Raw genomic sequence first — 20914 nt, forward strand, 5'->3', positions numbered from 1 at the left:
GAATCAGGGAGCGAGAGGGCCGGTATCAAGGAGGCGTGATGGGTCTGGAGCAGCAGTTACAGAATCAAGTGCCGGATTTGATGGATGATGATCTGTTTGGCGAAGATCCGGCCCTACAGTATTGGCAAGCGATGCTGGCGTCTGAGGAGGCCCGGCAGGCGCTGGCGGAATATGGGCGCACGCTCGGTTGCGCCCATTGGCGCGAGCAGGGTGCCCTGGCCAACCGTCAGCCACCGCAATGGCGTGGCTGGTCCGCCCAGGGCCAGCGCGTGGACCAGGTGGACTTTCATCCTGCCTGGCATCATCTGATGCAACTGGGTATGGAGCAGGGACTGCACATCTGGCCGTCTGAGGCTCGGGCCGGACAGCATCTGCAGCGTGCGATGGGCTTTTACATGCAGGGTCAGATCGAGGCGGGTACCTTGTGTCCTTTGACCATGACGCGGGCGGCCGCCCCTTTGTTGCAGACTGAACCGTTTCAGGACTGGGCCGCCAGGTTGCGCCTTAATCATTATGATCCCTCGGCGCAATGGTTCATGCAAAAAAGCAGTGTGCTTGTGGGCATGGGGATGACGGAAATGCAGGGCGGCTCTGATCTGCGCACCTGCATCACCGAGGCGCACCCCGACTCCCAGGCATTTCGTCTGTACGGGCACAAATGGTTTTTTTCCGTGCCACAGGCGGACGGACATCTGGTGCTGGCTCGTGAGCACGAGCAGTTTTCCTGCTTCCTGATGCCGCGCTATACCGAATATGGGCTGAACCGGCGCTATATACGCCGGCTCAAGGACAAGCTGGGCAATCGTTCCAACGCCAGTGCGGAGATTGATCTTGACGGCGCGCTGGCCTGGCGGGTGGGTCAGGCAGGTCGAGGCATTGCCTTGCTGGCGGCAATGGCGGCCCGTACCCGTATTGATTGCGTGTTGGGCAGCGCCGCCCTGATGCGGCAGGCCTTGGTGCAGTCTTTGCATTATTGTCAGCATCGACGCTCTTTTGGCAAAGCATTAATCGATCAGCCCCTGATGCAGGCCGTTTTGCTGGATATGAGTCTGGAAAGCGAAGCTGCCACTCATCTGGCCTTGTTTCTGGTGGACTTGCAGGAGCGGATCGATGACCCAGTGTCGCAGGCGGTACTGCGTGTCCTGGCTCCAGCGGCCAAGTTCTGGGTGTGCCGTCGGGCTATCGCTCTGTGTGCCGAAGCCATGGAAACCTGGGGGGGCAACGGCTATATCGAGGAAGGACCGATGCCGCGCCTGCTACGGGAAGCCCCTGTCAATTCGATTTGGGAAGGCTCTGGTAATGTGATGTGCCTGGACGTGCAGCGCGCCTTGAGTCAGGAGGGCGTAGGGGAGGCCTTGCAGGCCGATTTGCATGTCCGTACGGGGGATGACGCGGAACTGAGGCAGGCGGCCCAGGATTTATTGAATACGGTTTCTCAGGCTGGGGGCCGTGTCTGGGTGCAGAAGTTGGCTGTTTTGTATCAGGCCTGCCTGATGCGGCAGGTGGCCCCCGATGCTGTGGCGGATCTGTTTGTGGCTCATCGAGTACAACAGGACCCTGCAACCGTGTTCGGCCTGGAGGGCGTCGAGCAGGCCTCCTGGTATTTGCAGCGTGCCTGGCCTCGTCGGTAGGGAGCCCGATGCAGGCGGGCCGCCTAGGGACAATGCTCTGGACAGGCGGTGCGCAGTATCTATAATTTGTTGGCTTGGTTTCTGCAATCCGCCTGGAGTGTTGTCCGTATCATGATCGTGTTTCCGCTGTCCGGCTTTTCTTCTTTGACGCGGCGAGCCGCTGTTTGCGCAGGCCTGACCGCCTTGATGACGGCATGGACCGGGCCGGTTCAGGCGCAAGGGTTTGAGCTGACTGGACGAGTGGTGCGCGTGGCCGATGGAGATACACTGACGATTCTGTCTGGCAACAGAAAGCAGGAGCGAGTGCGTCTGGCCAGTATTGATGCGCCCGAGACGACCAAGGACAGCCGTCGTCCTGGCCAGCCTTTTGCCGAGGCCTCGCGGCGTTTTCTGTCGGATCTGGTCTCCGGTCAACATCTGACCTTGTCATGCCATGAACGGGACCGTCACGGTCGTGCCGTTTGTGATGTACCGCTGGCAGGGGGGGAAACGGCTAACCAGAAACTGGTACGGGCGGGAATGGCCATGGCCAATCGTGAAAAAGGTGGCCGTTTTTTGCGTGATCCACGTATCGCAGAGTTGGAGCGTGAAGCCCAGCAGGCCCGTGTCGGCATCTGGTCTGAACCCAATCCTGTTCCGCCATGGAAATGGCGCTATGACTGTTGGCAGCAAGGGCAATGCTAAGTTCTCTGCGTCAGATTGGGCTGGCCGTGATATGCGTCGCCTTGGCGGCCTGCTCCAAGCCGGTCAATAGTCCTTATCACGAAGGCAGTGCAGCCCAGAACACGCTGTACAGTGCGTTTACGACCCGCTCGCCTAATCATCTGGACCCTGCTTTGTCCTATTCCGGGGACGAGACACCATTTACCTATTCCATTTACGAGCCCCTGTACGGCTATCACTATCTGGACCGTCCCTACCGCCTGATACCTAAAGTGGCGCAAGCGTTGGTAGAACCGGTCTACCTGGACGCACAGGGTAATCAGCTGCCTGCAGATGCGCCGGGGGAGCAGGTGGCTATCAGCCGTTACGACATTCCCATTAAGAAAGGCATTGCTTTCCAGCCTCATCCGGCGTTTGCGCTGGATGAGCAGGGTGACTATCGTTACTACCCCATGCGGGCTCCGGACCTGAGCGGGGCGTACAGTATTGCTGACTTTGACCATACGGGTTCGCGCGAGCTGACTGCTCACGATTACGTCTATGCCTTCAAGCGTTTGGCCAGCCCGCGGCTGGCCTCGCCCGTTTTGGGCGTGATGGCCGAGCATATCCGGGGCTTTAAGGAGTTTAGCGAGGAGCTGGCCCGTGTCGACAAACAGGAGCCGCGCCCGCAATGGCTGGATTTGCGACCTTATACGCTGTCAGGAGTACGGGCGCTGGACAAACACACGTTGCGCATCGAGGTCAATGGCAAGTATCCGCAGTTCAAATACTGGTTGGCCATGACATTTACGGCCCCGATGGCCTGGGAGGCCGAGCGTTTTTATAGCCAGCCAGGCATGGCGCAGCACAATCTGACGCTGGACAGTTGGCCCGTGGGTACGGGGCCCTTCATGTTGACCGAGTCCTTGACCAATCGTCGTCATGTTCTGAGCCGTAACCCGAATTACCGGGGCGAACCCTACCCTTGTGTCGGTGAGCCGGGCGATCAGGCGGCCGGGCTGCTGGACGATTGCGGCAAGTCCATGCCTTTTCTGGACAAGGTGGTGTTTTCTCTGGAGAAAGAGGGTGTGCCCCTGATGGGCAAGTTTCTGCAGGGCTATTACGACATTCCGCAAGTGGAGCGGGGTGAGTACGGGGTAGCCATGACGGTTGCCGCTCAGGACTCGGTCGAGAAAGCCAATTTGTATCAGGAGCGCGGGCTGCAACTGCGAACGGCCCCCGAAGCACAATTGTTTTACATGGGTTTTAACTGGCACGACCCGGTGGTCGGGCAGGGCGATACGCCGGAGCAGTTCGAGAGAAACCGCAAGCTGCGTCTGGCCATCAGCATTGTGTTCGACTGGGAGCAGTACGTATCGATCTTCATGAATGACCAAGGGCAGGCTGGACATGGCCCCTTGCCGCCTGGGGTTCCGGGCTATCAGCCTTTGCCGCAAGGCGCCAACCCCTATGTCTACACCAAGGATGACGGCGTGGTGAAGCGACGCAGTCTGGATGAGGCGCGCGAGCTGTTGCGGCAGGCCGGTTATCCTGACGGACGCGACAGCCGCACGGGCAAGCCCTTGATTCTGTATTACGACTCCATGGCGGGCATGGGCTCGGACGCCACGGTGGATTGGATGCGCCGCCAGCTGGCTCAGGTGGGCTTGCAGCTGGAGGTACGCGCCACGGATTACAACCGCTTTCAGGACAAGATGAAGCGCGGCGCCGCCCAGATGTTCCTCTGGGGCTGGGTTGCAGATTACCCGGATGCGGAGAATTTCTTTACCTTGCTGTACGGACCTCAGGCCAAGAAGGATTTTGGGGGCGAGAATGCCGCCAATTATCAAAGTGCCGAGTTCGACCGCCTGTATGAACAGATGCGTTTTTTGAATGATGGCCCGGAAAAGGACGCCGTGGTGCAGGAGATGATTCGTCTGGTGCAGCACGACGCCCCCTGGATGTTTGGCTACGTCCCCAATGCGGGTGGCGCCTATCAAAGCTGGGTGCGCAATGCCAAGCCGTCCTTGATGGTGCGCGACAGTCTGCAGTATTACCGTATCGACCCACAACAGCGTGTTGAGCGTATCGATTGGTGGAATCCGCCTGTATGGTGGCCCGCCATCCCGCTGGGTGTGCTGCTGGTGGTGCTCGTATGGGCGGTGCGTTCGCAGGCGCGGGCGCGACGCCGCCATGTGGCTTTGCGTCAGGAGAAAGATTGATGTTTTCCTACATCGTGCGGCGCATTCTGTATGGCGTACTGATTCTGATCGGGGTCAACCTGCTGACCTTTGTGCTGTTTTTTGCCGTCAACACGCCCGACGACATGGCGCGTTTATCCATCGGCGGGCAGCGTGTCAGCCAGACGGCCATTGATAACTGGAAAGCTGAGCGCGGCTATGACAAGCCCCTGTTCTATAACGCGCAGGCCCAGGGGGCCCAGGCTTTTACCGACACCATCTTTTATGAGCGATCTGTTCCCTTGCTGCGTCTGGATTTTGGTCTGTCCGATCAGGGGCAGGATATTGCCTATCAGATCAAGCAGCGCATGGGGCCCAGTCTGGCGCTGGCCCTACCCACCTTCTTTCTGGGTTTGTGGGTGTGCATCAGCATCGCCTTGCTGATGGTGTTTTTTCGTGGGTCCCGGCTGGACTTTTCTGCCGTCGTGCTATGCGTGGTGTTGATGTCCATTTCGGGCCTGTTCTACATTATTGCCGGGCAGTGGTTGTTTGCACGCGTATTGCGCTGGGTGCCATTTTCCGGCTGGGTGGATGGATTGGATAACTGGCGCTTTCTGGTCTTGCCGGTGCTGGTGGGCATTTTGTCGCGCGTCGGGGCGGAGTCGCGCTTTTACCGCAGTCTGTTTTTGGAAGAGGCCAGCCGCGATTATGTGCGTACGGCACGTTCCAAGGGTTTGACTGACTCGACGGTTCTGTTTCGTCACGTTTTGCCCAACGCACTGTTGCCTATCCTGACGGGCACGGTCTCTGCCTTGCCCTTGCTGTTCATGGGCAGTCTGATTTCCGAGTCTTTTTTTGGTATTCCGGGTCTGGGCAGCTTCACCATTGATGCCATCAATGCCCAGGACTTCTCCATTGTGCGTGCCATGGTGTTTTTAGGATCGATGCTGTATATCGCCGGTTTGATTCTGGCTGATATCTCCTACACCCTGGTTGACCCCCGCATTCGTTTCAGTTGAGCCCGCCATGCCACAGTTCGTCTTTCTCTGGACCGATACCTTTGTGCTGGCGCTGTTCCTGGCGATGGCAGTCTATACCTGGCGAGTGTTCAAACGCCCGGCTTTGCGGTCGGCCTGGGCCAGTGTGGCCCGTACGCCCTCGGCCATGTGTGCCGCGGTTTTCCTCGTTTTTTTCCTGCTGGTGGGTTTGCTGGACTCGATTCACTATCGGCCACTGTTGCCTGCCGCCCCCGGACAGGAAGTCAGTGCACCTAGCTACGCGCCTGTCGCGCGCTCGGCGCTGGACGATATCCTTAACACAGCCGGTTTGGCAAAGGTGGAGAAAACCTATTCCGCTCCTTTGGCTCGCTTCCAGCTGACCAAGGAGAGCATGCTGATTGACGGCAAACCCGTGCGGGATTTTCCGCGGCTGGTCAATGCTGGAGTGGGGGTGGACACGCCCGCCGAGCACCGGCGCGATATGCTGCAGCTGGGGGCAACAGGTTTGGCGTGGGGGGCGCTGGGCTGTGTGCTGCTGGCCGTTTTGTTGACCGTATGGGGGCGCAGGCAGTCCATGGCGACGGGTTGGGGCGCTGCCTGGCGTTACTGGTGGCAGGGTCAGGGTCTGGTTAACTGGCGGTTGATCTGGTTCAGTGCCTGTCTGCTGGTCATCGTGCTTTGTCTGGTCTGGAGTCTGAGCACAAACTATTATGTGCTGGGCACGGACCGCACGGGTAATGACATTATCTGGCAAGCCCTGAAAAGTGTGCGCACTGCATTGGTGATTGGTACCCTGACCACCTTTGCCATGTTGCCGCCGGCCATTATTCTGGGCTTGGCGGCCGGTTACTTCCGGGGCTGGGTGGACGATGTCATTCAATATATTTACACCACCTTGACGTCCATACCGGGGGTGCTGTTGATTGCCGCCTGCGTGCTGATGATGCAGGTCTATATCGACACCCATCCCGAGAGCTTTGACACCGTGGCGGCCCGCGCGGATTTGCGTTTGTTCATGCTCTGTCTGATTCTGGGGCTGACAGGCTGGGCCGGTCTTTGCCGCTTGCTGCGTGCCGAGGTGTTGAAACTGCGTGAGCTGGATTATGTTCAGGCGGCCCAGGCGTTCGGTGTCGGTCACTTTCGCATCATGTTCCGCCACCTCTTGCCCAACGTCATGCATATTGTGCTCATTACCTTGATTCTGGAGTTCTCCGGTCTGGTGCTGTATGAGGCCGTGCTGTCCTATCTGGGTATTGGCGTGGACCCCAGCATGCCGTCCTTTGGCCGCATGATTGATGCTGCCCGTAGCGAGTTGTCCCGCGACCCGATTATCTGGTGGGGTCTGGCTGGGGCCTTTGTGATGATGCTGGGGCTGGTTCTGTCCGCGAATATTTTTGCCGATGCGGTGCAAACGGCTTTTGACCCTCGGACCCGTCGTTTCAAGACGTTGCGGGTGCGCCCAGCAGGGGGAGCCAAGGCATGAGTCAGAATGAAAACCTCGCGACCGGGAAGCCTTCTGACGCTCCTGCCGTACTCAGGATTGAAGATCTGGAGCTGCGCGTGCAGTCCGATGCCGGTGTGCAAAGTGTGGTGCGCAATTTGTCGTTGGCCGTTCAGCGGGGCGAAACCTTTGCCTTGGTGGGCGAGTCGGGCTGCGGCAAGAGCATGACTGCCATGGCGATTCTGCGTCTTTTGCCAGAAGCGGCCTGGATGCAGTCCGGGCAAATTGCGCTGGACGGACTGGAGCTGCCGCTTTTGCCCGAGCAACGCATGCAGGATGTACGTGGCAAGCGCGTCAGCGTGATCTTTCAAGAGCCATCCACCAGTTTGAATCCGGTCATGTCCATTGGCCGTCAGATCAGCGAAGTCATCCGACGTCATGCAGTGGTGCCCGCCGGGCAGGAGCGGGCAAGTGCCGTCAAGTGGCTGGAGCGCGTCGGCATCCCCGCTGCAGCCCAGCGTTACGACGACTTTCCGTTCCAGTTCTCCGGCGGGCAAAAACAGCGCATCATGATTGCGATTGCCCTGGCGGCAGAACCCGATTTGCTGGTGGCCGATGAGCCGACCACTGCATTGGATGTGACGGTTCAGGCGCAGATTTTGCAGCTGCTGGCGGATATACAGAAAGAGATGGGACTGGCCATCTTGCTGATCACCCACGACTTGCTGCTGGTGAAACAGTATGCCGATTATGTGGCCTTGATGCGGCATGGGCAAATTGTGGAGTCAGGCCTGGCCAGCCAGTTCTTTCTGCGCCCGACTCACCCTTACGCCCGAGAGTTGCTGGGCGCCATCCCCACATTTGAAAAGCGTGGTCGGCCCTTGTCTCGTGCGGCGGCGCCGATTGAAGCCGTCGCTACCCATAAAGGTGACAAAGAGCGGGTCCTGGACATTCAGGACCTGTCTGTGTCGTACAAACAAGCCGGTTCCTGGTGGCGACGCTCGCCTTCCATTCCTGTGGTCAAGGGCCTGAGCCTGCAACTGCACAAGGGTGAGACGCTGGCTCTGGTGGGCGAATCGGGCTGCGGCAAGAGCACTGTGGCGCGTACCTTGATGCGTTTGCTGGATCGGCAGGCCCAGATCAGTGGTCAAGTCTATCTGCAGGAGCAAGACGTCCTGCGAGTGAAAGGCAAGGCGTTGCGACAGTTGCGCTCGCGCTTGCAGATTATCTTTCAGGACCCCTATGGCTCTCTGGACCCACGCATGATGGTGGGCGATATTCTTTTGGAGGGCCTGACTGCTTTGCGTCCCGACCTGGACGCCAAGGCGCGTCGTCAACGCATTGAAACGTTAGTGGATCAGGTAGGTCTGCCCAAGAATGCCCTGGAGCGTTACGCGCATGAGTTTTCCGGCGGCCAACGCCAGCGCATCGCGATTGCGCGGGCCTTGGCGGTGGAGCCCGCAGTTCTGATTTGCGATGAACCGACCTCGGCCCTGGATGTGTCTGTGCAGGCGCAGATTCTGGACTTGATGCGAGAGTTGCAGCTGGAGCTGGGCCTGGCGTACTTGTTCATCACCCATAATTTCGGGGTCGTGGAGTATTTGGCCGACCGCATCGCTATCATGGCCAAAGGACATATTGTGGAACAGGGCAGCGCGCAGCAGGTGTTGTTCCATCCCCAGCAAGCGTTGACTCAGCGCTTATTGGCCGCTGTTCCCCGTTAAGCGATATTCTGTGCGGGATCGGTATCAATCAGTCTGCACTTCTATGTCACAATATGGCGGTCTGTCCGCCCATTGATACACACATCATGAGTTTGAAGGTTTTTGATCTTGAGTGCGAACACGGCCATGTGTTCGAGGGTTGGTTTAGCTCACGCGAAAGTTACGATGAGCAGCTCGGTCGTGGCCTGCTGTGCTGTCCCGTCTGTGACAGCCACGAGGTCAAACGTAAGCTGTCGGCTCCTCGTATCAATGTCGGGGCCCAGGAAAGCGCCAGTGCGCCGGTTCCCGCACCCTTGCCGTCGGCCATGCCCACTGAAGAGCAAATGCGGGCGATTCAGGGCCAGATCTTGCAGGAATTGCGCTCGGTAATCCGCAAGTCGGACAATGTGGGCACCCAGTTTGCGCGGGAGGCGCGCCGCATGCATGAGGGCGATATCGAGCCGCGTGCCATACGCGGTCAGGCCACGGTGCAGGAATACCAGGACTTGGCTGATGATGGCATTATTGCCATGCCGATTCCGGACTTTCTGGACGATGATCGTCTGCAGTAAAGAAGGAGGACATCGTTTTCAAACGGCGGTGCAGGGTGCTGCGATGCAGACCCAAGGCGCGTGCCGCCTTCGATATATTTCCCTGATGCTGTTTTAAGGCCTGCTGAACGGCGGCGTACTCCTGCTCTCGTAGCGTTTTTGGTGTGGGAGCCGCAGACTGGGCAGTGGCTCTGCTTCTGCTGTGGTCGGCTGTTACGGCAAATGCCGGTTCCTGGGGGGCGGGCGATTCCGCATTCAGGCACGGCAAAGCAGGCAGGTCTTGTATCCGCCAGACACGCCCCGGATAGTCTTGCACCATGATTTGCAGCAGCACCGATCGCAACTGGCGATAATTGCCCGGCCAATCGTAGTCCTGCAGCTTTTTCAAGGCATCGGGGTGCAGTTGCGGTGCCACTTGACCGTGTGACAGGGCGACCAGCTCCCTGGAAATGTAGTCGCCCAGGTCGGGACGCTCTTTCAGGCTGGGGACGGTGCAAATGTAATCCTGCAGCCGGAAATACAGGTCCGCGCGAAAACGTCCCTCGCGCACCAGTTTTTCCAGGGGTTGGTGACTGGCACTGATCAACTGGAAGTCCAAACGGTGAGTACGCTCCGATCCCAAGGCTTGCACTTCACGTTCTTGCAACACACGTAGCAAACGACTTTGCAAACCCACAGGCATATCGCCAATTTCATCCAGAAACAGCACCCCGCCATGCGCCTGACGCAGTTTACCGGCGTAGCCTTGACGGCGGGCACCGGTAAACGCCCCGGCCTCATAGCCAAATAGTTCGGCCTCAATCAGGGTTTCGGGCAGGGCAGCACAGTTGATCGCCACAAAAGGGCCGCCGCGTGAGGGATGGCGACGGTGCAGCTCACGAGCCATCCGCTCTTTACCGGAACCGCTGGGGCCGCTCAGCAGGATGGACAAACCCATTTGCATGGCTCGCAAGGCAGGCGCCAACGCCTGCTCCTGTTGCGGGGACAGGGGCTGGGTTTCCGCTGTTTCAGCCTGAGTGGGGACGGGGCGGGCTGGCGGAGCGGGTTTGGTGGTAGAGCTCAGATGCAGGGTGAGCGCCTCGCTGGTGTTTTTCGCTCGTTCCAGCACGGACTGCAGATCCTGCCCCGGCAGTTCCTGCCAGTGCTGACGCAACATACGGGCGGCAAGCTCATCAGCGGCCACAATAATGTCGTCCTCCAGAACCAGCCGTCCGCTAAACGCGCTATTGAGCAGTCCGGGGTCGGTATGCAGATGTAGCAGACGACGGGCAGGTGAGCAAAGTGACTCCAGCATCTGCCGGTTGATCTGGCGGGCGTAGAGCTGGGCCAGATCCAGCGCATAGTGATGCTCCAGCTCCGCCGGCCCGGAAATATCGAGCACGCCGATAATCTGCCCGTAAGGATCGTAGATCGGCGCCGCATGGCAACTCAAAATCCGGTTGTCAGGCAGATAGTGCTGGCTGCCGTGAATCTTGATGGGTTGTGCGCAAAACAAAGCGGTGCCAATGGCATTGGTGCCCCGATGATTTTCTGCCCAGCTGACTCCAGCCCGCAAGGCAACCTGTTCGGCCCGTCGCAGGAAGTTCGGGTCACCGGCTTGCTGCAGCACGGTGCCTTGCGCATCACACAGCAAGACCAGACTGCGGTGTGTGCGTACCAGTGCGGCCAGATCCTGTACGGCGGCGGCAGAGTGATGCAACAGGTGATGCTGCTGTTCCAGCAACTGTCGCAATGCGCCTTGGCTCATGTCCCGCGGTTCTGCGCTTAACTCGGACTGCATGGTCTGACAGCGCTCCCAGGACTGTCGCCACATGGTTTCGTTGGTCTGCGGGCAAAACGTGTGTCGAAAAGTCATGAAGGTGCTCCGAGGGGGGGTGTTGCAGTCTGCGACAGTGTTCGCGTTTTGCGACAGTCGGTGTCGCAGTCTGCGACTGGAGGTCGTTCCATTATGGAGGGGGGCAGGCCCAGGAGCGAGTCGGGACAATCGCTAATTAGCTTGGCACGCTATTTGCTTTAGTAAAAACAAGACAAAGGAGAACCTTGCCTTTTTCTACGGTGCGCCTTCGGTGACACCACACTAACTAATAAAGGAGACATCATGAATCTGTCCGATCTCAAATCCATGGGCCTGGATCTGGAATTCCCGTTCAAATCCCGCTATGACAACTACATCGGTGGCCGTTGGGTACCGCCTGTCGAGGGCGAATATTTCGATAATGTCTCGCCCGTGACCGGGCAGGTCTTTTGCCAGGTGGCCCGTTCCGGTGCGGCGGACATCGAACTGGCGCTGGATGCCGCTCACAAGGTGCGCCATCAGTGGGCGAATACGGCGCCTGCCGAGCGCTCTGCCGTTCTGCTGCGCATTGCCGACCGTATCGAGCAAAACCTGGAGCGTCTGGCGGTGGCAGAAACCATCGACAATGGCAAACCCATTCGTGAAACCCGCGCTGCTGACTTGCCCCTGGCCGTCGATCACTTCCGTTACTTTGCCGGTTGCCTGCGTGCCCAGGAAGGCAGCATCTCGGACGTGGACAGCACCACGGTCGCCTATCACTTCCACGAGCCAATCGGTGTGGTCGGGCAGATCATCCCCTGGAACTTCCCCTTGCTGATGGCGGCCTGGAAGTTGGCGCCCGCCTTGGCGGCTGGTTGTCCCATCGTGCTCAAGCCTGCCGAGCAAACACCTGCTTCCATCTTGTTGCTGATGGAAATCATCGGTGACCTTCTGCCTGCCGGCGTGCTCAACGTGGTCACCGGCTACGGTAAAGAAGCAGGCCATGCCTTGGCCAACTCCAAGCGCATCGCCAAAATCGCCTTCACCGGCTCCACACCCGTTGGCCGAGAAATCCTGCACGCTGCTGCCGATCGCCTGATTCCCGCTACGGTCGAGCTTGGCGGCAAGAGCCCCAACATCTTCTTTGAAGATGTGATGCAAAGCGATGATGCTTTCCTGGATAAGGCTCTGGAAGGCCTGAGCATGTTTGCCTTGAACCAGGGCGAGATTTGCACCTGCCCATCGCGTATTCTGATTCAGGAATCCATTTATGAGCGATTCATTGAGCGCGCTGTAGAACGCGTCAAACGCATTCAGGCAGGCAATCCGTTGCATGCTGGAACGATGGTCGGCGCCCAGGTGTCGGAGAAGCAAATGGAGCGCATCCTCGGTTACATTGATCTGGGCCGCGAAGAGGGCGCGCAACGCCTGATCGGCGGGGAACGCAATCGTTTGGGTCAGGGCCTGGACGACGGTTTTTATATCAGCCCCACCATGCTGCTGGGCAAAAACAGCATGCGTACCTTCCAGGAAGAAATCTTCGGACCGGTGGCCGCTGTGACCACCTTCAAGGACGAGGAAGAAGCCATCGCCATTGCCAATGACACCGAGTTTGGTCTGGGAGCGGGCGTCTGGAGCCGCGACGGCTCACGTGCCTATCGTGTAGGCCGTGGCATTGAGGCAGGTCGCGTGTGGACCAACTGCTATCACCTGTATCCGGCCCATGCGGCTTTTGGTGGCTACAAACAATCCGGCATTGGTCGAGAAACGCACAAGATGGCCCTCAACAACTACCAGCAAACCAAGTGCCTGCTGGTCAGCTACAGTCCGAACGCCCTGGGTTTCTTCTGATTTATTGATCTATTCGTAGTGTGTCCAAACCTCCCCCCATGCAATATGGGGGGATGCCCTTCTTGCGCGCTTTTGATGTGTCTGCACTGAAAGCGGCAAGGGATTTCTTCGATCATCCATAAGGAATACGCACAATGACCGTTTCGGAATTCTTTATCCCCTCGCACAATATTCTGGGTCCTGGTGCCCTGGATCAAGCCATGCCGATTGTCGGGAAGATGGGCTTTAAAAAGGCGCTGATTATCACTGACGCCGATCTGGCCAAGCTAGGCATGGCCAAGATGGTGGCGGACAAGCTGATTGCACAAGGTATCCATACTGCGATCTTTGATCAGGTACAGCCCAATCCTACGGTCGCTAATGTCAATGCGGGCCTGGAGGCCTTGAAGGTGCAGGGCGCTGACCTGATCGTCTCCCTGGGGGGCGGTTCTTCGCACGACTGTGCTAAAGGTGTGGCGCTGGTCGCCAGCAATGGCGGCAAGATTGCCGACTACGAAGGCGTCGATAAATCTGCCAAGCCGCAACTACCACTGCTGGCTATCAATACGACCGCCGGCACGGCGTCGGAAATGACACGCTTTACCATCATCACCGACGAAACCCGTCACGTAAAAATGGCGATCATCGACCGCCACATCACTCCCTTCCTGTCAGTGAACGACTCAGACCTGATGGAGGGCATGCCGGCATCGCTGACCGCTGCCACCGGCATGGATGCCTTGACCCACGCCGTCGAAGCCTATGTCTCCACCATCGCCACCCCGATTACGGACGCCTGCGCGGTGAAGGTGGTCGAGCTGGTTGCCAAGTATCTACCTGTTGCCGTGCGTGAACCCCATAACAAGAAAGCCCGCGAACAAATGGCGTACGCGCAGTTCCTGGCAGGGATGGCATTCAATAACGCCTCACTGGGCTATGTGCATGCCATGGCGCACCAGCTAGGCGGTTTCTACGACCTGCCGCATGGTGTCTGTAATGCCCTGTTGTTGCCGCATGTGCAGGCTTTCAATATGCAGGTGGCCGGAGAGCGCCTCAATGAAATCGGCAAGCTGCTGTCGGATAACAATGCAGATCTGAAAGGGCTGGATGTCATCGCCGCGATTAAAAAACTGGCGGATATGGTGGGGATTCCGAAGTCGTTGGAAGAGCTGGGTGTGAAGCGGGAAGATTTCCCGGTTCTGGCAGATAACGCGCTCAAGGATGTGTGTGGTGCGACTAACCCGATTCAGACGGACAAGAAGACCATTATGGGAATTTTTGAGGAGGCGTTTGGGAAGCGATAAGAGCGGGTCGTGCAGGAGTGGCCAGAGTGCTGCTTCTGCTATGGATCGGACGCCAAATCGTCTCGAGCACCCATGGTGACAGACAGGAAAAAGGGGCTGTAAAAACAGCCCCTTTTTTTGCGCGTACCGCACTGGGCGGCACGACGACTTTCTTACATCACGCGGCTGCGGTATTCGCCAGTGCGGGTGTCGATTTCGATCTTGTCACCGATGTTGCAGAACAAAGGCACGCTGATTTCGGTGCCTGTGTTGATCTTGGCGGGTTTCAGCACTTTACCGGAGGTATCGCCTTTCACGGCAGGTTCGGTGTAGGTGATTTCGCGCACGATGATGGTGGGCAGCTCAACCGAGATGGCACGGCCTTCGTAGAAAACGGCCTCAACGGACATGTTTTCTTCCAGGTAGTCCAGGGCGTCGCCCATGCTTTCGGCTTCGATTTCGTACTGGTTGTACTCTTCGTCCATGAAGACGTACATGGGGTCAGCGAAGTAGGAGTACGTGCATTCGCGCTTTTCCAGCTGAACAACTTCAAATTTTTCGTCGGCTTTGTGCACGGCTTCGCTGTTCGAGCCGGTCAGCAAGTTCTTGAACTTCAGTTTGACAACGGCGGAGTTGCGACCGGATTTGTTGTATTCCGTTTTCTGAACGACCAGAGGGTCGCCATTGACCATAGCGACGTTACCAACGCGCAGTTCTTGTGCGGTTTTCATTAAAAAAACTCCGAATGGGACAGGCTCCGCCAAACGCAGTGTCAGGGAGCTTTTAAGAGGTAATCGGTTATTTTAGCGTTTTCGGGCGACTTGGGTGTAAAAACTCAGCAAACTGCTGGCCAAATCGGCTTGTTCAGCCAGTTTTGCACTATATGCGCGGGCTTCTTGGTGCCATAGACGCAACATCTCAGGTTCCAGACAGCGGCTCAAGGCAGCGGCAGCACCGGACTGATCTGCGCTGCTCCAGGCCAGATGCAGGGCTTGAACCGGTTCGGGTAGATTGCCGGTATCCAGCCAGGCTTGAAGCTTGTCCAGATGGGCCTGTTCTTCCTGCACGTAGGGCTGCCACAGCATGGGCTGACCGGCCCAGATGGCGCGCACCAGCGAGTCCTCGCCGCGTACGATATTCAGTGCACTGCGCCAGAGCAAGGCATCAAAGTCGGCCTGGTTCACAGCAGGGATACGCTGTACCAGCAAGTTGCCTTGCTCCAGATCCGGGATGCGTTGGGCAACCGACTCGGGCACCAGCAGCAAGGTTTTCTGCTGTCGCGTGGATAGCACCTCGGGCAGGGCCAGCACGGGTGCATCGGGATAGCAGAACAGGAACATTTGCTGCATCTCGCCCTGGAGCAAGGCTTGAATGTGTTCCTGCGCCACGCCCAGACGGTTCAGCATGGCCTGGTAGGCGGCATCGTCTTGTTGAAAGGCATCGCGGCGGGCCAGCAGATCGCTTTCACGCAGCAGGCCCCCTGTTTGCGGGACAAATCCGGGGAAAAAGAAATACTTGTTGGCCCCGTTTGCTTGCGGGGAGGGCAGACCGTGACAGCCTTGCACCCAGGGTTCTGCGCTCAGGTAATCCAGATTGATCCATAGATGGCTGTCTGCCGTCAGTTGCCTTGTCATGGCGTCGGGCGGCTCGCAGGCAAAGGCTTCGATCACAAAGGGATGTGGCGCAGGGTAGTCCTGGCGCGCATCGTACCAGTGTTCTATATCTACACCTTGCAGCTGCTGGCTTTGCAGACCGCTTTGGATTTCGGACTGAATGCGGCTGAAGCTGTGCAGATCATCCACCCACAGGCGCAGCTGAGCGACATCGGGGCTGGCAGCCAGCTGACGGGCCAGCCGCCAGCACACGCCTATATCCCCCAGATTGTCGATAACACGGCAAAACAGGTCTATGGATACAGGCTGAGAAACAGGAGCAGTGTTCAATTTAGTGCAGCTGTACGGGGTCCAGGTCGATTTCGTCCGGCAGTTCCGGGTGTTGCATCTCGCCATTGATATCCGGGAAGAAGGGGGCGTTGCAATCGTCGCAGGTCTCGGTGGAGTGCAGGCCGGGCAAACGCTGGATCTGGACCAGGCCCAAGGTGCTCAGCAGCGCTGCAATCACATCCGGAATATCGATGTGGTCCTCGTTGTGGAACGAGGAATCCGCCTCTTCCTGGCTTAGAACAGGCCAGATACAACCATAAATGACGGTGGGCGAGGAAAGGGTGCTAAAGCCTACCCGGTATTCTTCGACCTGTTCATCCCCGCAGGCCACGATCACCGCGCGTAAATGATCGGGAGAGAGCTTGACTGCGGTTTGCAGCCAGGTCACCCCCGCTTTGAGCGCCAAGGGGCGAATTTCCCGATCGGATTCGCGATTATTGACGTAGTAGGCATTAGGGGCCAGAAACTGCAGCTGGCAGCCTGTAAACAAAGGAGTGACGATAGCCGAGTAACGCTCCACCCATTGCTCGACATAACGCAGATGGTCCGCGTGCAGATTGTCGCTGGCTTGTTGCCAACGAAACAGGGGCTGGCCGACCGGGGCCATGACAACGCCAATCAGAAAGCGGGCATCTGCGAGCAGGCTGCTGGCTTCTTCGGGCTTGTTCAGCGGCGGCAGTTCCTGACTGCGACCCAAGGCTTGCGCGGTCAGGCTGCGAGTCCAGGTGTAAGCCTGCTGGTACGTCTGGGGCATCTCGTCGTAGTTGACCAGATTGGGCAGCAGTGCACACAGCGTGCCTTCAGCCAGAACGGTTGCGCGCAGGGCATCTTCCAGCTCCTTGTGCTGCTGGGGCTTGAGCACGCCCTGGGGCAACTGATAACGCGTCCAGGCAGTGAGGGGGGCCGAGAACAGCAGCGCATCGTAGCGCACGCCCTCATGTTCGATTTGCTGGCATTCCGCGTGGGATTCGGCCAGTTCCATCAGAATTTCGTAATGCTGGTGTTGCTGCTGGCTGCCCAGCAGTTCCAGCGTTTGTTCCACGGCCGTATTGCGTCGTCCGCTATAGAGCTTGTCCAGCAATTGAGCGGTCAGCCCTTGCCAGTAGCGGTCTTCGATCTGCGAGCCGGAACGGACCAGCGCGTCCGTGTAAGTGAGCAGACGCTGGATTTCTTTGGGTTGTTGGGCGAGCAGTTTGGAGTTGAGTTGCGACATGGACATACAAAGCCGATAGAGGGACAGGCTAGTTTACCCTTTGCCACGACTGGGGTGTGCGAATGAGGGAAGCCCCTAGGGGGCCGGATCAAAAGGACAAACAAAAACGCCCTCACCGCATGGGCGGCGAGGGCGTTTTCAGGCAAAAGCCAGGACTTACAGACCTACGGAGTCGGCAATTTCCTTGAACTCTTCGATCTGGTCGAAGTTCATGTAGCGATAGATGTCCTTGCTATTGGCTTGCAGCACACCCATATCGGCCAGATACTCTTCGCGGGTGGGGATGCGACCCAGACGCGAGCAGATCGCCGCCAACTCAGCCGAACCCAGGAACACGTTGGTGTTCTTGCCCAGACGGTTGGGGAAGTTACGGGTGCTGGTGGACATGACGGTGGCGCCCTCACGAACCTGAGCCTGGTTACCCATGCACAGCGAGCAGCCTGGCATTTCCATACGCGCACCGGCTACACCCAGAACGCCGTAGTGGCCTTCTTCGGTCAGCTGTTGCTGGTCCATCTTGGTCGGAGGAGCGACCCACAGACGGGTTGGAATGTCGCGCTTGCCTTCCAGCAGCTTGGAGGCGGCACGGAAGTGGCCGATGTTGGTCATGCAGCTACCGATAAACACTTCGTCGATCACGGTGCCGGACACGTCGGACAGGGTTTTCACATCGTCAGGGTCGTTCGGGCAGGCCACGATAGGCTCGTGGATTTCAGCCAGGTCGATATCGATGACGGCGGCGTATTCTGCGTCTGCATCGGGTTCGAGCAGTTCTGGATTGGCCAACCAGGCTTCCATGGCCTTGATGCGACGCGAGATGGTGCGCTCGTCTTCGTAGCCATTGGCAATCATCCACTTGAGCAGCGTGATGTTGCTGTTCAGGTATTCGATGATGGGTTCCTTGTTCAGACGCACGGTACATGCGGCGGCAGAACGCTCAGCCGAAGCGTCGGACAGCTCGAAAGCCTGTTCGATCTTCAGGTTGGGCAGGCCTTCGATTTCCAGGATGCGGCCGGAGAAGATGTTCTTCTTGCCGGCTTTTTCCACGGTCAGCAAACCTTGCTTGATGGCGTACAGAGGAATGGCGTTAACCAGATCACGCAGCGTGACGCCGGGCTGCATTTCGCCCTTAAAGCGCACCAGAACGGATTCTGGCATGTCCAGAGGCATCACACCGGTAGCAGCAGCAAAGGCCACCAAACCGGAACCGGCCGGGAAGCTGATGCCAATCGGGAAACGGGTGTGCGAGTCGCCACCGGTACCGACGGTATCGGGCAACAACATGCGGTTCAGCCAGGAGTGGATGATACCGTCGCCTGGGCGCAGGGAAACACCGCCGCGTGTGCTGATGAAAGCAGGCAGCTCGTGGTGAGTCTTGACGTCAACAGGTTTGGGGTAAGCGGCGGTGTGGCAGAAGGACTGCATCACCAGATCGGACGAGAAGCCCAGGCAAGCCAGGTCTTTGAGTTCGTCGCGCGTCATTGGGCCAGTGGTGTCCTGGCTACCAACGGTGGTCATGCGTGGTTCGCAGTACGTACCGGGACGCACGCCTTGGCCTTCGGGCAGACCGCAAGCACGGCCAACCATCTTCTGGGCCAGGGAGAAGCCTTTACCGGAATCGGCAGGGCTTTGTGGCAGGCGGAACAGGGTGGTCGGAGGCAGGCCCAGTGCTTCGCGAGCACGGGTGGTCAGGCCACGGCCGATAATCAGTGGGATACGGCCGCCGGCGCGCACTTCGTCAAACAGCACGTCGGACTTGACCTGGAACTCAGCGATTAGCTCGCCGTTCTTGAAGGCCTTGCCTTCGTAGGGGCGCAGTTCGATAACGTCGCCCATTTCCATTTTGGACACGTCCAGTTCGATTGGCAACGCGCCGGCATCTTCCATGGTGTTGTAGAAGATGGGGGCAATTTTGCTGCCCAGGCACACGCCACCGAAACGCTTGTTGGGAACGAAGGGGATGTCTTGGCCGGTGAACCACAGCACGGAGTTGGTGGCCGACTTGCGCGAAGAACCGGTACCCACCACGTCACCCACGTAGGCAACCAGATGGCCTTTTTCTTTCAGGGATTCGATGAAGCTGACAGGACCTTTCTTGCCGGGCTCTTCGGGTTCGATACCGGGGCGCGGATTTTTCAGCATGGCCAGCGCGTGCAGCGGAATGTCCGGGCGGCTCCAGGCGTCAGGGGCGGGCGACAGATCGTCCGTGTTGGTCTCGCCAGTGACCTTGAAAACGGTAACGGTCAGGCTTTCGGGAACTTCAGGGCGGCTGGTGAACCATTCGCCGTCAGCCCAGCTTTGCAGCACTTCCTTGGCAAATACATTGCCTTTCTCGGCTTTTTCCTGGACGTCATGGAACGAGTCGAACATCAACAGGGTGTTTTTCAGGCCGTTGGCGGCAATCTGGCCCAGCTCGGGGCTGTCCAGCAATTCGATCAGCGGGCTGATGTTGTAGCCACCCAGCATGGTTCCCAGCAGCTCTGTAGCGCGCTCGCGGCTGATCAAAGCACAGGTTTCTGTGCCCAGCGCGATGGCGGCCAGGTAGGAGGCCTTCACTTTGGCCGCATCGTCCACACCGGCGGGGACGCGGTGCGTCAGCAGGTCGACCAGAAATGCTTCCTCACCGGCAGGTGGGTTCTTGATGAGCTCGATCAGCTCGGCGGTCTGCTGAGCCGACAAAGGCAGCGGGGGAATGCCCAGAGCAGCGCGCTCGGCAACATGTTCGCGGTAAGAGTCCAGCATAGTGCGGGTGCCTATCGGTAAATGGTTGATATGAAAATGCAATAAATCGCGTCTCGCCTCAATTGTAATTTGAAGCGCGCAGTGAAGCAATGGTCTTATATCTTATATAAGACTTACTGAAAGCTGAACGTTCTGGGGTTCAGGCCAGCAGATCGGCGTATTCGGGGTGACGGCGCATATAGACCACCGCGTAACTGCATACGGGCCGCACTTTCCACTGTTGGTTTTTTGCCGTTTCCAGTGCAAAGCGAGTCAGTTGCCCGGCAATGCCACGGCCTTCCAGCTCGGGTGGCACACGCGTGTGGGTGATGCTCATGACTGCATCGGCCAGTTCGTATTCGATGACGCTGCGGCGGTTTTCAATGTCGCAGTAAAACAGACGTGCTTGTGGGTCGTGATGGATGGTGGCCGTCATGGCAGGCTCCCTCAGGTAGGGTTGGAGTGCAGGGCGATCAGAACCCAAACGGCCAGCATGCAGATCATGCCCAGAAAGCAGCCGCCCCACAGTCCCATCAGGGGCCATTTGATGCCCATGGGAACATCGTCGGGTTGTACGTGCTGGAGCAGGCGATTGGCATTGCCAAACAGCGAGCCTTGGCGTTTGGGGAAATTCAGGCGCAAAAAATAATCCAGCAGCACACCGGCTTTGAGGGGCAGCGTCAGCTTTTCCCAGGGGTACTGATCCAGATAAGGGTGACGCAACACCTGATGGCTGCGACGCAGATTGAAAAGAAGCAAATAAGCGCCGGAAACCAGGCTGGTCAGGGCACAGGCAATCATCAGGGTGCCGGCCAGTGGCAAGGCATAGCGTACAAAATCAGAGAGCATTGAAGTTACCAGCAAGACGGCCCCGCCTGCGTGATGCAGCGGGGCCGAGAGTGAAGAACCCCGGCCAGAGGGCCGGAGCATCTCCGTCACTATATGGAGGCGCCCCTGGCGCCATTTCCACCTTGCCTCGCTCGGGCTCACCGGAAACGGTGAGG

Annotated in this window: 16 protein-coding genes; 9 read left to right on the top strand and 7 right to left on the bottom strand. The window is 58.3% G+C overall.

Annotated features, from left to right (window positions below):
* The first annotated feature begins 38 nt into the window (after positions 1 to 38).
* From RSQ48_RS04830 to RSQ48_RS04860, 7 genes are all read left to right on the top strand, one after another.
* Positions 39 to 1631, top strand: coding sequence for an acyl-CoA dehydrogenase family protein (locus RSQ48_RS04830; protein ID WP_131071388.1), 1593 nt, complete (start codon positions 39 to 41; stop codon positions 1629 to 1631).
* Positions 1632 to 1679: 48 nt separating this feature from the next.
* Positions 1680 to 2315, top strand: a complete 636-nt coding sequence (locus RSQ48_RS04835) for a thermonuclease family protein (protein ID WP_003802584.1) — start codon at positions 1680 to 1682, stop codon at positions 2313 to 2315.
* A complete protein-coding gene (locus RSQ48_RS04840; RefSeq protein WP_003802582.1) occupies positions 2309 to 4495 on the top strand; it encodes an ABC transporter substrate-binding protein in 2187 nt (728 codons plus the stop codon). The genes RSQ48_RS04835 and RSQ48_RS04840 overlap by 7 nt, the downstream gene beginning before the upstream one ends.
* Entirely contained in the window at positions 4495 to 5472 is a 978-nt protein-coding gene (locus RSQ48_RS04845) for an ABC transporter permease (protein ID WP_003802581.1), read from the top strand. Before RSQ48_RS04840 ends, RSQ48_RS04845 begins: the two co-directional genes overlap by 1 nt.
* 7 nt (positions 5473 to 5479) lie before the next feature.
* Complete coding sequence (locus tag RSQ48_RS04850) at positions 5480 to 6934, top strand: ABC transporter permease (protein WP_240209049.1); 1455 nt, start codon at positions 5480 to 5482, stop codon at positions 6932 to 6934.
* Positions 6931 to 8616, top strand: a complete 1686-nt coding sequence (locus tag RSQ48_RS04855) for an ABC transporter ATP-binding protein (RefSeq protein WP_240209050.1) — start codon at positions 6931 to 6933, stop codon at positions 8614 to 8616. The genes RSQ48_RS04850 and RSQ48_RS04855 overlap by 4 nt, the downstream gene beginning before the upstream one ends.
* Before the next feature lie 86 nt (positions 8617 to 8702).
* A complete protein-coding gene (locus RSQ48_RS04860) occupies positions 8703 to 9167 on the top strand; it encodes a DUF1178 family protein (protein WP_039943557.1) in 465 nt (154 codons plus the stop codon).
* Here the strand turns inward: RSQ48_RS04860 and RSQ48_RS04865 are convergent.
* A complete protein-coding gene (locus RSQ48_RS04865; RefSeq protein ID WP_240209051.1) occupies positions 9118 to 11001 on the bottom strand; it encodes a sigma-54-dependent Fis family transcriptional regulator in 1884 nt (627 codons plus the stop codon). The genes RSQ48_RS04860 and RSQ48_RS04865 overlap by 50 nt on opposite strands.
* Positions 11002 to 11244: 243 nt before the next feature.
* Between RSQ48_RS04865 and RSQ48_RS04870 the strand changes: the two genes are divergently transcribed.
* Together RSQ48_RS04870 and RSQ48_RS04875 are read left to right on the top strand one after the other, a co-directional pair.
* Positions 11245 to 12771, top strand: coding sequence for an aldehyde dehydrogenase family protein (locus RSQ48_RS04870; protein WP_059318770.1), 1527 nt, complete (start codon positions 11245 to 11247; stop codon positions 12769 to 12771).
* A gap of 134 nt (positions 12772 to 12905) precedes the next feature.
* A complete protein-coding gene (locus RSQ48_RS04875; RefSeq protein ID WP_003802565.1) occupies positions 12906 to 14054 on the top strand; it encodes an iron-containing alcohol dehydrogenase in 1149 nt (382 codons plus the stop codon).
* A 152-nt stretch (positions 14055 to 14206) separates the two neighbouring features.
* Here the strand turns inward: RSQ48_RS04875 and efp are convergent, their stop codons facing one another.
* The 6 genes from efp to RSQ48_RS04905 all read right to left on the bottom strand — a co-directional run bounded on the left by efp (position 14207) and on the right by RSQ48_RS04905 (position 20759).
* Positions 14207 to 14764 carry an elongation factor P gene (efp, locus tag RSQ48_RS04880; protein ID WP_003802564.1) on the bottom strand — a complete coding sequence of 186 codons (558 nt, stop codon included), beginning with the start codon at positions 14762 to 14764 and terminating at the stop codon, positions 14207 to 14209.
* 72 nt (positions 14765 to 14836) lie between these two features.
* Complete coding sequence (gene earP / locus RSQ48_RS04885; RefSeq protein ID WP_240209052.1) at positions 14837 to 15976, bottom strand: elongation factor P maturation arginine rhamnosyltransferase EarP; 1140 nt, start codon at positions 15974 to 15976, stop codon at positions 14837 to 14839.
* A gap of 1 nt (position 15977) precedes the next feature.
* Positions 15978 to 17189 carry a DUF2863 family protein gene (locus tag RSQ48_RS04890; protein ID WP_230406266.1) on the bottom strand — a complete coding sequence of 404 codons (1212 nt, stop codon included), beginning with the start codon at positions 17187 to 17189 and terminating at the stop codon, positions 15978 to 15980.
* A gap of 156 nt (positions 17190 to 17345) precedes the next feature.
* On the bottom strand, positions 17346 to 19931 hold the full coding sequence (acnB, locus tag RSQ48_RS04895) for a bifunctional aconitate hydratase 2/2-methylisocitrate dehydratase (RefSeq protein ID WP_003802555.1): 2586 nt from the start codon (positions 19929 to 19931) through the stop codon (positions 17346 to 17348).
* Positions 19932 to 20070: 139 nt separating this feature from the next.
* Positions 20071 to 20346 carry a GNAT family N-acetyltransferase gene (locus RSQ48_RS04900; protein ID WP_059318773.1) on the bottom strand — a complete coding sequence of 92 codons (276 nt, stop codon included), beginning with the start codon at positions 20344 to 20346 and terminating at the stop codon, positions 20071 to 20073.
* 11 nt (positions 20347 to 20357) lie between these two features.
* Positions 20358 to 20759 (bottom strand): hypothetical protein, encoded by a 402-nt coding sequence (locus tag RSQ48_RS04905; RefSeq protein ID WP_131071393.1) that lies wholly within the window; start codon positions 20757 to 20759, stop codon positions 20358 to 20360.
* Between the last annotated feature and the right edge of the window lie 155 nt (positions 20760 to 20914).

The organism is Alcaligenes sp. SJTW-7, from assembly GCF_047716895.1.
Classification (GTDB): domain Bacteria; phylum Pseudomonadota; class Gammaproteobacteria; order Burkholderiales; family Burkholderiaceae_B; genus Alcaligenes; species Alcaligenes ammonioxydans.